This is a genomic window from Mucilaginibacter gossypiicola, assembly GCF_900110105.1.
GTDB classification, from domain to species: Bacteria; Bacteroidota; Bacteroidia; order Sphingobacteriales; family Sphingobacteriaceae; genus Mucilaginibacter; species Mucilaginibacter gossypiicola.
The window spans coordinates 1-12815 of record NZ_FOCL01000013.1 but is presented as its reverse complement, the minus strand read 5'-3'; the positions used below and the strand labels follow the sequence as shown (position 1 = coordinate 12815).

Below are 12815 nucleotides of genomic sequence, written 5' to 3'. Positions count from 1 at the left end.
AACTATCACCCGGCCTCCGGCCGGTCTGCGTTATGCTATTATCAAGTGTTTTAACACATCCAACCGCGACCAAATGTTAAATTTTGGCGATAAAATGTTAAATCTACAGTATAAAATGTTAAATCGCTTGCATAACTAACCATTTAGTTATATTTTGGCTTTCATAATCTACCTTATGAAAGTCACAATTATTGGAATACTGCTATTTCTAATGGGCGCAGTAAACTTATCAGCCCAACAAGCCAATTACAGCATTAAAGGAACGATAGCCGATACCGTTTCAAATTCGAAATTGGCAAACGCCAGCATCAGCGTTATTACTGCTAAAGATTCTATCCTTCAGAAATTTATCCGTGTTAAAGAGGATGGTACATTTGCTATTAACAACTTAAGCAAAGGCAAGTTCATTGTATTGGCAACCTATCCCGGATATGCCGACTTTGTTGAACGCTTTACCTTAGATTCGGCGCACACCACCCATAATTTTGGCCGGATCAGCATGTTGCTTAAAGAGCGCCTTTTACAGGAAGTTATTGTAAAAGGAAAAGCGGCAGCCATTAAAATTAAGGGAGATACCACCGAGTTTAACCCGGCTGCCTACAATATTCAGCCTAACTCAAAAGTTGAAGATCTGCTGAAACAACTACCAGGCATTGAGGTAGATAAAGACGGCAAGATCACCGCGCAAGGACAAACGGTAAAAAAAGTACTGGTAGATGGCGAAGAGTTCTTTGGTGATGACCCTACCCTGGTTACCAAAAACCTGCGTGCCGATATGGTGGATAAGGTACAGCTTTATGATAAAAAAAGTGATCAGGCTGCGTTTACAGGCATTGATGACGGCGTGAAAGACAAAACCATCAACATTAAACTCAAAGAAGATAAAAAGAATGGCTATTTCGGCAAACTTGACGGAGGCATAGGTACCGACGGCTATTACCAGGGACAGGCCTTATTTAACCGCTTTAAAGGCAAACAGAAATTTTCTGTTTACGGTACCCTTGGCAACACCGGCAAAACAGGTTTAGGCTGGGAAGATAACAACAAATACGGAGGCGGTGGCGGCATGGAATTTGGCGACGACGGCGGTTTTTATATCTTCGGCGGTGGCGATGACCTTGACAGCTTTGATGGCAGGTATAATGGTGAAGGCAAACCTGTAGCCCGTACCGGCGGGGCCCACTATGACACCAAATGGAATAATGATAAAGAATCCATTAATACCAACTATAAAATAGGCTCGCTTACTGTTGATGGCACCAAAAACACCCAACAGCAAAATAACTTCCCGGGCAACATATCAAACGTTAACAGCGATCAGACGAATCATAACTACATGTTCCGCCAAAAACTGGATGTAAACTACCAGTTGAAGATCGATTCGATGCAGAACCTGAAAATTACTGCCGATGGTACTTTAAGAAACAGCAACACCCGCAGCAATTTTGCCACGCAAACTCGTCGTTTAGACGGCAGTTTCATTAACAGCAATGATCGTGAAAACACCGCCGACGTTGACGGCAAGGTATTTAATGCAAACGCGTTTTATACCAAAAAATTTAAGAAGAAAAGTCGTACGTTATCGGTAAATCTAAGAACAGCCTTTAACGAAAGCGACTCTAAAGGTTTCTTAAAATCACACACTCAGTTTTATGATTCGGTTGGCACTGCTATAAATAAGCCAGACACTATTGATCAATACAAGGTAAATAAAACCAAAAGCACCAATATCAATACCAACATTACCTATACCGAGCCGTTAGCAAAGGATTTCACCCTTGCCATTAGCTACGCTTTAGCTGTAAACAATTCAACTGCCGACAGGCGCACGTTTAACAAAGATGCAGGTAGCGGGCCTTACAATATGCTCGACAGCATTTACAGCAGCGACTACAAACTGAACCAGCTTTCAAACCAGGGAGGCGCTGTATTTAACCTGCAAAAACAAAAATACTCGTTCAACATCGGTACCAAGGTAGCCGGTGTAAGGTTTAAACAGGTTGATGAACTCGGACGATTTTCTGACCTGGTACGCAATTTTACCAACTGGTACCCTCAGGCTTCTTTTCAATATAAATTTACCAAGCAATCAAGCTTGAGGTTGAGCTACAACGGTAACACCACGCAGCCCAATATCGACCAGATCCAGCCAGTGAGAATAAATACCGACCCACTAAACATACAGGTAGGTAACGCCGGATTAAAGCCCTCGTTTACCAACAGGTACAACATCAGCTATAATTCATACAAGGTGATCAGTAACCAGTATATCTGGATCAGCGGGTCATACTCAACTACCAGTAACCCGATTGTAAGTAACGTTATGCGCGATACTACTACCGGTATCAGTACTTACCAGTCATCAAACCTTAAAAATAAATCAACCAGCAACTTTTGGGTTAATAGTTATTTCGAAAGGAAAGTTCCGGGTATAGGTATCAACGCCGGACTTGAAATTTATGGCAACGGCAATACTTATTATAACCTTTCGAACAATGTACTAAACGAAACCAAATCGTACAGTTATTCGGGCAGCATCAGGCTATCTAAATACAAGGAAAAGAAATACGATGCCTGGATTTCGGCGGGACCTACGTATACTATCAACTCATCATCGCTTAACACCGTATTGAATAATAATGGTCGCGGGTTTAATGCTAACGGAGGATTTAATATCTATCTGCCAGGCAAATTCCAGATCGGATCGGACGGAAACTATACTTATAATGCGCCGACAAAATCATTCCCGCAAGATTTCAGAAGGTTTCTCCTTAATGCCAATGTATCAAGAACGTTCATGAAAGATGCCTTGAAAGCTACCATTTCAGGTAATGACCTGCTCAATCAAAATACCGGCTATAACCGCACCGGATCAGCCAATGTGCTTACCCAGGAGCGTTATACTACCATCAGAAGATATTTTATGTTCTCGCTAACCTGGGATTTTAACAAAGTTGGAGGCGGCGCACCTAAAAAATAAACCTATCATGAAAAAGATTTTAACCTTAACAACCCTACTACTACTAAGCGCAAACCTTTTGCTGGCGCAGGGCAATAAGCACTTTACTTTTCATGGCACTATTGAGTATGATAAATCATCAAATATGTGGGCCATGTTGCAAAAACTGATCAACAAGGATAATGAAAGCTGGTACCAACCTATGTTTGATCAGTACAAGAAAAATAAGCCGCAGTTTAAGGTGTTGAAAAGCACTTTAAAATTTGGCAATAATCAAACATTGTTTACTCCCATTGAACCGGAATACACCCCCAACAATTTTGGTGACGAACTGCCGATGGCCGTACAGAATAACACCATATATACCGATTATAATACGGGGTTAAGCACCAGCCAAAAAAAGGTATTTGAGGAAACCTTCCTGGTAAAGGATACCACGAGGCACATTAAATGGAAACTAACCGGCGAAAGCAGAGAGATTGCCGGTTATAACTGCCGCAGAGCAAACGGCCTGATCCTTGATTCTATCTATGTAGTGGCTTTTTATACCGATGAGATCCCTGTTTCTGGCGGTCCCGAATCGTTTAATGGTTTACCCGGCATGATATTAGGCGTAGCCTTACCGCATGAAAACATTACCTGGTTTGCAACCAAAGTTACCGAACAACCGGTGGACGAGAAATCGCTCATAGCGCCTAAAAAAGGAAAAGCGGGTAATAACAAAAGTTTTCTTACTGTACTGCAAAACGCCATGAAAGATTGGGGCGAAACTTATGCGAAGCAGTATCTGAAAGGGTTTTCTTTGTAGGAGATCCACAGATTTCTAAAACATGTCATTGCGAGGAACGAAGCAATCGCATACTATACAGAGCAGCTATGCTTCCGTGCGATTGCTTCGTTCCTCGCAATGACATATTTTTATTTTATCCCCAGCGTCCGTGTCCTCACGGATGCTTTTGGTTATAAGTAAGTTTACCGTGAAGACACGGTAAACGGGAGATCAATTCGATGATTATTTAATTCCTTATGCGTTAGCCAGCGCCCTGTCCAAATGCACATAACCGCCATCAACATAGATTAACTGACCCGTTGTATGGCTTGATACCGGCGACAATAAAAACGCAACAGTATTGGCAATTTCTTCGGCAGTAGTCATCCTGTTACCCAGCGGGATTTTTGATTCGATCTCTTTCAGCTTTGCCTGAGGATCGGGAAGGGTTTTGATCCAGTTGGCATAAAGCGGTGTCCAGCATTCGGCTACTACCAGTGCATTTACGCGGATACCATATTTTAAAAGTTCAACAGCCCACTCGCGGGTAAGGGCGTTACGACCACCGTTTGATGCCGCATAACCCGAAGTATGCCCCTGGCCGGTATCGGCAGTTTTTGAGGTAATATTCAGGATAGCCCCTTTTGATTTTTTCAGTTCGGACAGTGCGTGATGCGCCATCAGGTAATAGTGCACTACGTTTTTATGTAGCGAGGCCATAAATCCCTCGTAATCGCCGCTCTCCAAACCAACGCCGTCATTTACACCGGCATTGTTCACCAAGCCGTCGATGCGTCCAAATTTGGTTATAACTTCATTCACAGCGTTTTCGCATGCTTTAGGATCAGTAAGTTCTGCTACTACCTGGTATGCCTTATGCCCCGCTGCCTGCACAGCTTCAACCGTTTTCAGGTTATCTCCCTCTCCGCGGCCTATTATAACCGGGATAGCGCCTTCAGAAGCTAACACCTTCACTATCCCCTCGCCTATGCCTTTGGCCCCGCCGGTAACTATAATTACCTTATCTGTAAGTTGTAAATTCATTTTATTTATGATAGATATATTAATGAGCTGCAACCATCTCCACTTTTTTTACTTTGAGATTTATCACCGCAAAATAGCCTATATACACGAAGCAAACTACAGGCACCAAATAAGATGTTTGAATATTGGTTAAATCAGAAATACGGCCCATAATTGGCGGGAAGATAGCGCCACCAACAATACCCATGATCACCAGTGATGAGCCTAACTTGGTTTTAGCACCAAGGCCGCGGATACTGAGCGAAAATATAGTCGGGAACATGATCGACATAAAGAAGAACACGCCCATTAAAGCGTATACCGCCAAAGCACCATGTACAGACACCGCCACGAACAATAATGCTACATTGATAATTGCATAAGTGATCAACAGTTTAACCGGGTTAATAACCAGCATCAGCGCTGTGCCTAACAGACGACCGATCATAAAGCTTAGCAAAGCCATCGATAAATAGAAAGATGCCGGCTTCTCAGCAAAGCCCGCTACCTTTTCTGAAAAGCGGATAAAAAAGCTGCTGATACATGATTGAGCGCCTACATAAAAAAACTCGCCCAGTACACCCTGCATCAATTGTTTCTCTTTCAACAGCTCACCAATCCTGGTCATCAGCGAACGCTTATCATCTTCCAGCTCGTGGCTTGTTTCTTCAACAATTGGAGGGAAGGCTGTTTTATAGATCAAAAATGCAACCACCAATACAACTATACCTATTATTATAAAAGGCAGTTGTACTGATGATGCTTCTTTATTTAAATAATTGTTCAGTTCCGTTGCCGACATGCTTTTTGTTTCGGTTTCGGTTAAATTTTTGCCCGATAATATAAACAAGCCGCCCAGGTAAGGGGCAAGCGTTGCGGCCAGTCCGTTAAATGACTGCGAAAAGTTGATGCGGGTTGTTGCCCCGGCCGGATCGCCCAATACAGTGATGTACGGATTTGCAGCAGTTTCTAAAAAAGCCGCACCTGAAAATACCACGAACAATGCACCGAGGAAAAACGCATAGTTGCGTACAGCAGCAGCCGGGTAAAACAAAAATGCGCCGGTGGCAAAAAGCACAAGGCCTAAAAGGATCCCCCCTTTATAGCCGTATTTTTTCATAAACTGCGCTGCGGGTATAGGCAATAAAAAATAAGCAATATAGGATGCCGAATCAATTAGTGACGATTGAAAATCATTAAGCTGACAGGCCTTTTTTAAATGCGGAATTAGTATCGGGTTAAGATTGAGCGCAAATCCCCAGATAAAGAACAGGGAAGTAATTAATGCTACTGCGAACAGGGCGTTGTTTTTTGACATTGAGTATTTATTGGTTGGTTATATATTGATCTGTTATTTAAATGCTGCTGAGATATCATCTAACGAAATCCCGAGCGTTTTTAATGCAATTTTATTTAATGCGGCTTTGTTGCCTGTAAAATGGAATACGCTATGTTTATGTATAAGCTTTTCTCCCGGTTTCAGGAAGGCGGCAGGCGATACACTTTCTATTTCATAAAACGGCCCCATTTGTTTGCCATCGGCCAGCGGGCCATCGTTATAAGCATTTACTGCATCGCCACTGTAAGGCGCCGTATCCGTTTTCCATTCCTGGTTTAGGTATGATGCGGTGCTGTCTACATCAAACATAGTTATAGTTAAAACATCATTCTCGGCATCATAACTGCCAGCCATATTTTTTGCACGATGAGGAGGAATACCTAATTTACCCCTGCTTTTGCCATCTGCCTTAAACAGCAGGATGCCGTTTTTATACGTGATCCTATCTTTCGGAATCTCGCCGAAATAATTGGTTGTGGCTACTTTACCGGAAGTACTCTCATTGTACGGCACTACGATCACCACCCTGGGCGATGGCGTAAACATATCCAAATTCCATAAGCACGGAGCACCTGTGGTTTTATCCCAGGCATTGTCGCCGGTATTGCTGATCGAATTTACTGTGTTAAACCCAACAGATCTTACAGATGTATCAGCATCAATACTCAGCAATTGTTGTATTGCTTTGGGTTCCATGATCTCGATGTCACGCTCCAGCTTAATTGATAAATTGGTACCGGCATAATTTTGCAAGTGTGTGCTTTTGCTTAAGGAAACCTTTTTACCGGATTTTGCTATCAGCTCCCAGCTTTCGTTATCAACAGCAGCAGGTGTATGCCAGTTGGCAAATTCCATTTTGGTACCGGGTTTAAAGAACAGTGAAAACTGCCCGCCTTCCGGCCCAAGCCACAAGCGGTCTTCCCCTCCAAAAGCATTCATGTGCGGGTCGGGCTGTTTCTGATCAAAAGTTTCATATTTGATCCAACCAAAACTTTTGCCGTTTAAACCATCAGCCGTTGAAGTAAAAACCTTGCCCTGATATTTTGGAGATACCATAACCATTCCTAAGCCACCGTCACTTAAAACTATCAGACTATCGTCCCGCTTCCGCAGAAACTCCTCGTCATATTCAAAACTTCCTTTTTTCACAGGTGGTTTATACATAGTGCATGCAGCAAAAGTGCTAATCAGCAAAACTAACCATGACTTTTTTAAAAGCTGCATATACCGGGTTATTTATGTTTAGTGTTTAAGCCGATCACGTTTACCATCGTTCCGATATGATCAATACTGATCTCAACCACATCACCGGTTTGTAAAGTAAAACTTGGCGGCGGTACAAGGCAAGTGCCTGTCATCAAAAAACATCCGTAAGGAAAATCACATTCACTGTATAAATACCCGGTAAGTTCGGCAAAAGAACGTTTAATACGCGATACCGTTGTTTCATCTTCAAAAACCAACTCACCTTTACGCTTAATGTTCATGCTGATCACCGTTTCACCAGGGATGGGCGATGAAGTAACATAAAGGCATGGCCCAAGCGCCGCGCTTTTTTCATATACTTTAGCTTGCGGCAGATACAGGGCGTTTTCGCCCTCAATACTGCGCGAACTCATATCATTGCCAATGGTATACCCCTGGATATTACCATTGCTGTTAACAAACAGCGTAAGTTCGGGCTCGGGCACATTCCATTCAGAATCTTTGCGGATGTAAACCTCACCATTATGACCGGATACCCGATGCGCAAGCGCTTTGAAAAAAAGCTCTGGCCGGGCTGCGTCATAAACCTTATCGTATAAACTTGCCCCCGTTTCTGATTCCTCCATCCGGGCGTCTCTACTCCGTAAATAAGTTACTCCCGCAGCCCATACTTCCTGGTTGCCTATCGGCGGCAATATGTTGCCGGTTAGGTGTTCATTTTCTACTTCGGCGTTTAAAGCTGTAGTATCTGTAGTTACCGATTCCAGGTAAGCGGCCAAACCATCACGATTGATCAGTTTGTCCCATTCATCATCAATAATATATGATGACCCGTTATGTTGCAGTAAGCTGCCTTTTGCCAGTTTATATAATTTCATCAGTTTACTTCCAATTCGTCTTTTGAGGGAAATTTAGGGAAAGGGCCATGTTCGCCGGTTTGATACCAAAACACCGTTGAAGCAATATCGTCCTGCAAAGGCATATACCGGCCATCATGCCGCCAGCCCAATGCCTGTATGGTAACTTTTAAGCTTTTTTCAAAGCGGATGGGATCAACAATATGCCAGCGATACAATCCAAAACGCTGGGCAATATTATAGTGCCCATCGCCACGGATCACCTGTGGCAAACCGCTGTAAGGGCTGCAAAACTCGGTATACTCTGTGCCCGGTTTCTCCTTACCATCGGCATCCCTGTGGCGGGTATCAAAATCATATGATCCGCAGAAATAATCCTCGGTACCAGTGCCATTGATGGTAGGGAATTTGGTATCTCCATCCATAAAAAACTTGATTTCACCTTCGCCCCACCAGCCGTTTTTGTTGGAGCCATAAGCGATGTAAGTACCTACGTATTGCCCTTTCCCTTGAATACTATCTACTAAAACAAAATCCTTTTTATAAGGCAATGGATTTATACGGCGAAACTGCGCATGAAAATAACCTGCATCTTCGGGCACATTGGTTAGGGTATAATCAACCTGGTAATATAACACCATGTCCTCATCATCAATGTTCTCCATAGTGATGCGGCATTTTTTTCGGAAAGGCATTGGCCAATAACAATTAAATGCGCTGCCCGGGTTTACGGCCACAGCCAGTGAAGTCACCGGCGCATATTTACCCCAGCCCATACAAAAGAAATCGCCCACCGGCACCTCAACAGATGGTGTAGTTTCATCATCCCAATAAAAACGGAGTATCGAATAACGCCAGTTACCTGTCGGCGTCATCCAGATATGCTGTATGGCTCCCGAACCATTGATTTCAGCAACAGTAAATGTTGTATGTTTTTTGATGATAACACTTGGGCTTACTTTCCAGGTCTGCCCCAGATCGCGCGAGGCATTGGCACCGGTACCTGTAGTAGCCATGCCACCTTTACCTTTTTCGCCGTTGAAATTTTCCGGACTAATAGATCTTGTTTTGGCATCAGACGTACGGTAAAGATTTCCGAGCCCAACGTCAAGGCCGCTAAATTTCTGTTGCGCACTAACATACGAAGCAACAATAACACACAGGCAGATCGTTAAAAAATAATTTTTCATCATAAAACTTATCTTTAAAATCGTTTAACGCAGTAATTGGTAATGCGCTCCAGGTTTATTTGTTTATGCTTCAGGCCTTGTTTAAAAGCCATTCACAATCATATTGATATTTTTTTGCTATCCATACCGCTTTATAAGCATAACATGCGCATATTTTGGCATGGATTTTTTGACGATTGATAAAGCTAATTTAAAATTTATTAAATAAATGCCTTACCCTGTAAAAAACCGGATAGATTAATGAACCATCCTTCGGTAATGAGCCAAATAAAACACATTTTTGCATTATGCCGCTTGATCTGATACTCAACAATCTCGAAAAACACATTCACTTAACCCGCGAAGAACAAGAAATTTTTACGGCCTATCTTCAGCCTAAGAAAGTAAAGCGCAAACAATTTCTGCTTACGTATGGCGAGGTATGTAAGTATTCGGCTTTTGTAACGTCCGGTTGTTTACGGGGATATACGGTAGATAAAAGTGGCATCGAACATGTACTCAGCTTTGCCCCTGCCGACTGGTGGATTGCCGATATGTACAGCCTCATTTCGCAGAAACCAGGCATACAGAATATCGAAGCACTGGAAGATACCGATGTATTGCTGCTTTCTAAAGCAAACCAGGAAAAACTATATACACAGATCCCTAAGTTTGAGCATTTTTTCAGGATCCTCACCGAAAACTCCTTAGTAGCCAGTCAGCAACGACTAATTGATAGTCTGAGCTTAACTGCAGAAGAACGTTATAATAACTTTTGCAAACGTTATCCTACGTTGATAGATCATCTGCCCCAAAAACAAATAGCCTCATACATTGGCGTAACCCCCGAATTTTTTAGCCGGATGAAAAGTGTTATAGTGAGGAAAAAGTAGGTGAATGGTTGATTGAGTTGATGAGTCAGTGGTTTATGCGCCATAAATAACTATTCTCCACTCACCCAATCAACCATTCACCATTTCTTAACCTACATCAAGTGCCACCGGGCAATGCCCCCTTAAATTTGTGCTATAATTTAAAGGAAACACATCATGGCACAAACCATTTTACATAAAGCTAACACCCGCGGACATGCAAACCATGGATGGCTGCACAGTTATCAATCATTCAGTTTTGCAGGTTATTATAATCCTCAGCGAATGAACTTTGGAGCTTTAAGGGTATTAAATGATGATACCGTTGACCCGGGAATGGGCTTTGGCAAACACCCGCATGATAATATGGAAATCATATCCATTCCGCTTGAAGGCGATCTGGAGCATAAAGACAGTATGAACAACGTAGCTGTCATTAAAAATGGCGATATCCAGGCCATGAGCGCGGGTACCGGAATTTTTCATAGCGAGTATAATTTTGACCGTACGAGCGAAGTTAAGTTTTTACAGATCTGGATTTATCCTAATAAACGGAATGTTGAACCGCGTTACGATCAGATCTCATTAAACCTTGAAGACCGTCATAATAAATTACAGCAGGTATTATCACCCAATCCTGATGATGCCGGCGTATGGATCCATCAGGATGCATGGTTTCATTTAGGCAAATTTGATAAAGGTGTGAATGCCGAATATACCATCAAAAAAGAAGGCAACGGTGTTTACGCGTTCGTTTTAAGCGGCGAAGTGATCATTAACGGCGAAACATTAAGCAGTCGTGACGCATTGGGTATTTGGGATACAGACAAATTTACTATTGAAGCCGGTACCGATGCTGAGTTTTTATTAATAGACGTACCAATGAAATTTTAAGAACATGGAAAAGACGCAGATATTGGTAATTGGCCGGCACCCCGAAATACTGGCCACGGTAGTAAGACTGGTAAACAATAATCCTGACTGGAACGCAACAGGCTGCCTCAGCGATGAGGAAGCCATTGCGGCATTCCCTACACAAGACTTTAAAGTGGTTTTGATGGGAGGCGGAGTTGATGAAAGGTCGGAACTTAAATTGAACGAATATTTTTGTGCCGAAAAACCGGGCATTAGAATAGTTCAACATTTTGGCGGTGGAAGCGGGCTGCTTAGTGCCGAAATATTTGAGGCTTTAAGCTGATAACTGTATTCGTCAATGCCCGCTACCACATCCGGATGATGAACACCCCGAGCATCCGCTATGACTGCTACAACCACTGTGGCTACTGCAACCACTATTACAGCCATGCCCGGAGTGGCCATGATGACTTATGCCATCTCCGTTATTTATGTCAACACCGGTAGGAGAACAACCACTGTTATCACCATCTCTTCGATAAGCGCTGTCTCCCTTTTCCCATTTAAAAATAGTTATCAATAACACCACAAAAAAGGCTAAAAAACATAAACTAAACAGACTACCGTCTCCCTCGTTTAATGCAATTATAAGCAGAACAAAAGTCCAAAACAGTGATATCGATAATACCTTATTAATTCCGAGCTTGCGGATTATCCAGTTACGTTTTTTGTTAACTCTTTCGAAATCGATATCTATAAAACGTTTAGCATTGTCGGGCCATATATCCACAGGTGGCAACCCATCAAAAAATTGATGATATAAATAAGCAGTGTCTGTATAAAACTCATCATATTTAGTATCCTCATCAGCGCCTCCTTTTGTTGGATTGTGATGTAACTCCCGACCAAGCGTGTTACGGCAAAGATCTATCCAATACGAACGGGTAAAAGTTAAATGCAAGTGCCAGGCCTGGTCAACAGCATCAGATGGGGTAACACCTTTATCAGATACGCAACAAAGAAAAATGAACTTCTTATATTCGGAAATCACCCGGAGGGTATAATGGAGGGTCCATCCATTTTCGCGTGCGAGGCGTTCCGAAAATTTAAAAGCAGCTTCAGCATCATCCAACTGAAAATCGAGGATCTTTTGCCAAAGCGTGGCTTGTTCTGCGCTAAGCATACGTTTAGGTATATATGCTAAGGTAGCAAAATTACATGCACAAATAAAAATAAGTGAGCGGTTGAATGTAAGCGGTGAGTAGTTAGGTGTTATGATGCCTTAACAACTGCTATATTGAATAGCATTACCCCTATTGTCATCCTGAGTGTTTAAATCCGGCAACTTGAAGGTGAAATGATATCTATTAAAGAGGGCTGTCACCCTGAGCTTGTCGAAGGGTCGCGCGCAGAGACCCTGCCCGCTATGCTTCGACAGGCTCAGCATGACTCATTTTTAATCATGTCATGGCTAGGCAATAAGGATGACAAATGGGGAGATAATAATGTTTTTAGTGACTGGCGAATGGAGAGCAGAGAATGGTTTCCCGTTGATATGCAGGAGCAAAAAGGTTATCAACGCAAAAAGCCTTAGTGATTAGCTAAGGCTTTTGCATTATTGCACCATTAAAGGTGATAAAGGGTGGCACCGACCTACTCTCCCACGTTTTACCGCAGTACCATCGGCTCTGGCGGGCTTGACTTCTCTGTTCGGAATGGGAAGAGGTAGACACCGCCGATATAGGCACCTGAATGTTTTTAAGTTA

12 protein-coding genes and 1 rRNA gene are annotated in these 12815 nt (G+C 42.7%); 6 read left to right on the top strand and 7 right to left on the bottom strand.

Going from position 1 to position 12815, the window contains the following annotated elements; all coding sequences use genetic code 11:
* The first annotated feature begins 175 nt into the window (after positions 1–175).
* On the top strand, positions 176–2980 hold the full coding sequence (locus BMX50_RS28495) for an outer membrane beta-barrel family protein (protein ID WP_091218864.1): 2805 nt from the start codon (positions 176–178) through the stop codon (positions 2978–2980).
* Between the two features lie 7 nt (positions 2981–2987).
* Positions 2988–3767: a GLPGLI family protein gene (locus BMX50_RS28490; RefSeq protein ID WP_091219336.1), complete on the top strand. Its 780-nt coding sequence runs from the start codon at positions 2988–2990 to the stop codon at positions 3765–3767.
* Between the two features lie 216 nt (positions 3768–3983).
* Here the strand turns inward: BMX50_RS28490 and BMX50_RS28485 are convergent, their stop codons facing one another.
* From BMX50_RS28485 to BMX50_RS28465, 5 genes are all read right to left on the bottom strand, one after another.
* A complete protein-coding gene (locus BMX50_RS28485; RefSeq protein ID WP_091218861.1) occupies positions 3984–4772 on the bottom strand; it encodes an SDR family oxidoreductase in 789 nt (262 codons plus the stop codon).
* Positions 4773–4791: 19 nt separating this feature from the next.
* The gene (fucP, locus tag BMX50_RS28480) at positions 4792–6069 is read right to left on the bottom strand and encodes an L-fucose:H+ symporter permease (protein ID WP_091218856.1); all 1278 of its coding nucleotides are present in this window, start codon (positions 6067–6069) and stop codon (positions 4792–4794) included.
* Between the two features lie 33 nt (positions 6070–6102).
* Positions 6103–7239: a DUF6786 family protein gene (locus BMX50_RS28475; RefSeq protein ID WP_208864826.1), complete on the bottom strand. Its 1137-nt coding sequence runs from the start codon at positions 7237–7239 to the stop codon at positions 6103–6105.
* An 83-nt stretch (positions 7240–7322) separates the two neighbouring features.
* Positions 7323–8174 carry a fumarylacetoacetate hydrolase family protein gene (locus BMX50_RS28470; protein WP_091218848.1) on the bottom strand — a complete coding sequence of 284 codons (852 nt, stop codon included), beginning with the start codon at positions 8172–8174 and terminating at the stop codon, positions 7323–7325.
* On the bottom strand, positions 8174–9346 hold the full coding sequence (locus BMX50_RS28465; RefSeq protein WP_208864825.1) for a glycoside hydrolase family 172 protein: 1173 nt from the start codon (positions 9344–9346) through the stop codon (positions 8174–8176). The genes BMX50_RS28470 and BMX50_RS28465 overlap by 1 nt, the downstream gene beginning before the upstream one ends.
* A 284-nt stretch (positions 9347–9630) precedes the next feature.
* On the opposite strand from BMX50_RS28465, the gene BMX50_RS28460 reads away from it, so the two are divergent.
* The 3 genes from BMX50_RS28460 to BMX50_RS28450 all read left to right on the top strand — a co-directional run bounded on the left by BMX50_RS28460 (position 9631) and on the right by BMX50_RS28450 (position 11392).
* Entirely contained in the window at positions 9631–10215 is a 585-nt protein-coding gene (locus tag BMX50_RS28460) for a Crp/Fnr family transcriptional regulator (RefSeq protein WP_091218841.1), read from the top strand.
* A 156-nt stretch (positions 10216–10371) separates the two neighbouring features.
* Complete coding sequence (locus BMX50_RS28455; RefSeq protein WP_091218838.1) at positions 10372–11088, top strand: pirin family protein; 717 nt, start codon at positions 10372–10374, stop codon at positions 11086–11088.
* A 4-nt stretch (positions 11089–11092) separates the two neighbouring features.
* A complete protein-coding gene (locus BMX50_RS28450; RefSeq protein WP_091218835.1) occupies positions 11093–11392 on the top strand; it encodes a hypothetical protein in 300 nt (99 codons plus the stop codon).
* 12 nt (positions 11393–11404) lie between these two features.
* On the opposite strand, the gene BMX50_RS34810 is transcribed toward BMX50_RS28450, so the two are convergent.
* Positions 11405–12232 carry a glycine-rich domain-containing protein gene (locus BMX50_RS34810; protein WP_208864824.1) on the bottom strand — a complete coding sequence of 276 codons (828 nt, stop codon included), beginning with the start codon at positions 12230–12232 and terminating at the stop codon, positions 11405–11407.
* Positions 12233–12511: 279 nt separating this feature from the next.
* Between BMX50_RS34810 and BMX50_RS35075 the strand changes: the two genes are divergently transcribed.
* Complete coding sequence (locus BMX50_RS35075; protein WP_262494050.1) at positions 12512–12643, top strand: hypothetical protein; 132 nt, start codon at positions 12512–12514, stop codon at positions 12641–12643.
* A 46-nt stretch (positions 12644–12689) separates the two neighbouring features.
* Here the strand turns inward: BMX50_RS35075 and rrf are convergent.
* A 5S ribosomal RNA gene (rrf, locus tag BMX50_RS28435) occupies positions 12690–12801 on the bottom strand.
* Positions 12802–12815 lie beyond the last annotated feature (14 nt).

Excerpts from the sequence above, each read along its gene's own strand:
- BMX50_RS28495 (WP_091218864.1), top strand. The coding sequence starts at position 176 with ATGAAAGTCACAATTATTGGAATACTGCTATTTCTAATGGGCGCAGTA.
- BMX50_RS28490 (WP_091219336.1), top strand. The coding sequence starts at position 2,988 with ATGAAAAAGATTTTAACCTTAACAACCCTACTACTACTAAGCGCAAAC.
- BMX50_RS28485 (WP_091218861.1), bottom strand. The coding sequence starts at position 4,772 with ATGAATTTACAACTTACAGATAAGGTAATTATAGTTACCGGCGGGGCC.
- fucP (WP_091218856.1), bottom strand. The coding sequence starts at position 6,069 with ATGTCAAAAAACAACGCCCTGTTCGCAGTAGCATTAATTACTTCCCTG.
- BMX50_RS28470 (WP_091218848.1), bottom strand. The coding sequence starts at position 8,174 with ATGAAATTATATAAACTGGCAAAAGGCAGCTTACTGCAACATAACGGG.
- BMX50_RS28465 (WP_208864825.1), bottom strand. The coding sequence starts at position 9,346 with ATGATGAAAAATTATTTTTTAACGATCTGCCTGTGTGTTATTGTTGCT.
- BMX50_RS28460 (WP_091218841.1), top strand. The coding sequence starts at position 9,631 with ATGCCGCTTGATCTGATACTCAACAATCTCGAAAAACACATTCACTTA.
- BMX50_RS28455 (WP_091218838.1), top strand. The coding sequence starts at position 10,372 with ATGGCACAAACCATTTTACATAAAGCTAACACCCGCGGACATGCAAAC.
- BMX50_RS28450 (WP_091218835.1), top strand. The coding sequence starts at position 11,093 with ATGGAAAAGACGCAGATATTGGTAATTGGCCGGCACCCCGAAATACTG.
- BMX50_RS34810 (WP_208864824.1), bottom strand. The coding sequence starts at position 12,232 with ATGCTTAGCGCAGAACAAGCCACGCTTTGGCAAAAGATCCTCGATTTT.
- BMX50_RS35075 (WP_262494050.1), top strand. The coding sequence starts at position 12,512 with ATGTCATGGCTAGGCAATAAGGATGACAAATGGGGAGATAATAATGTT.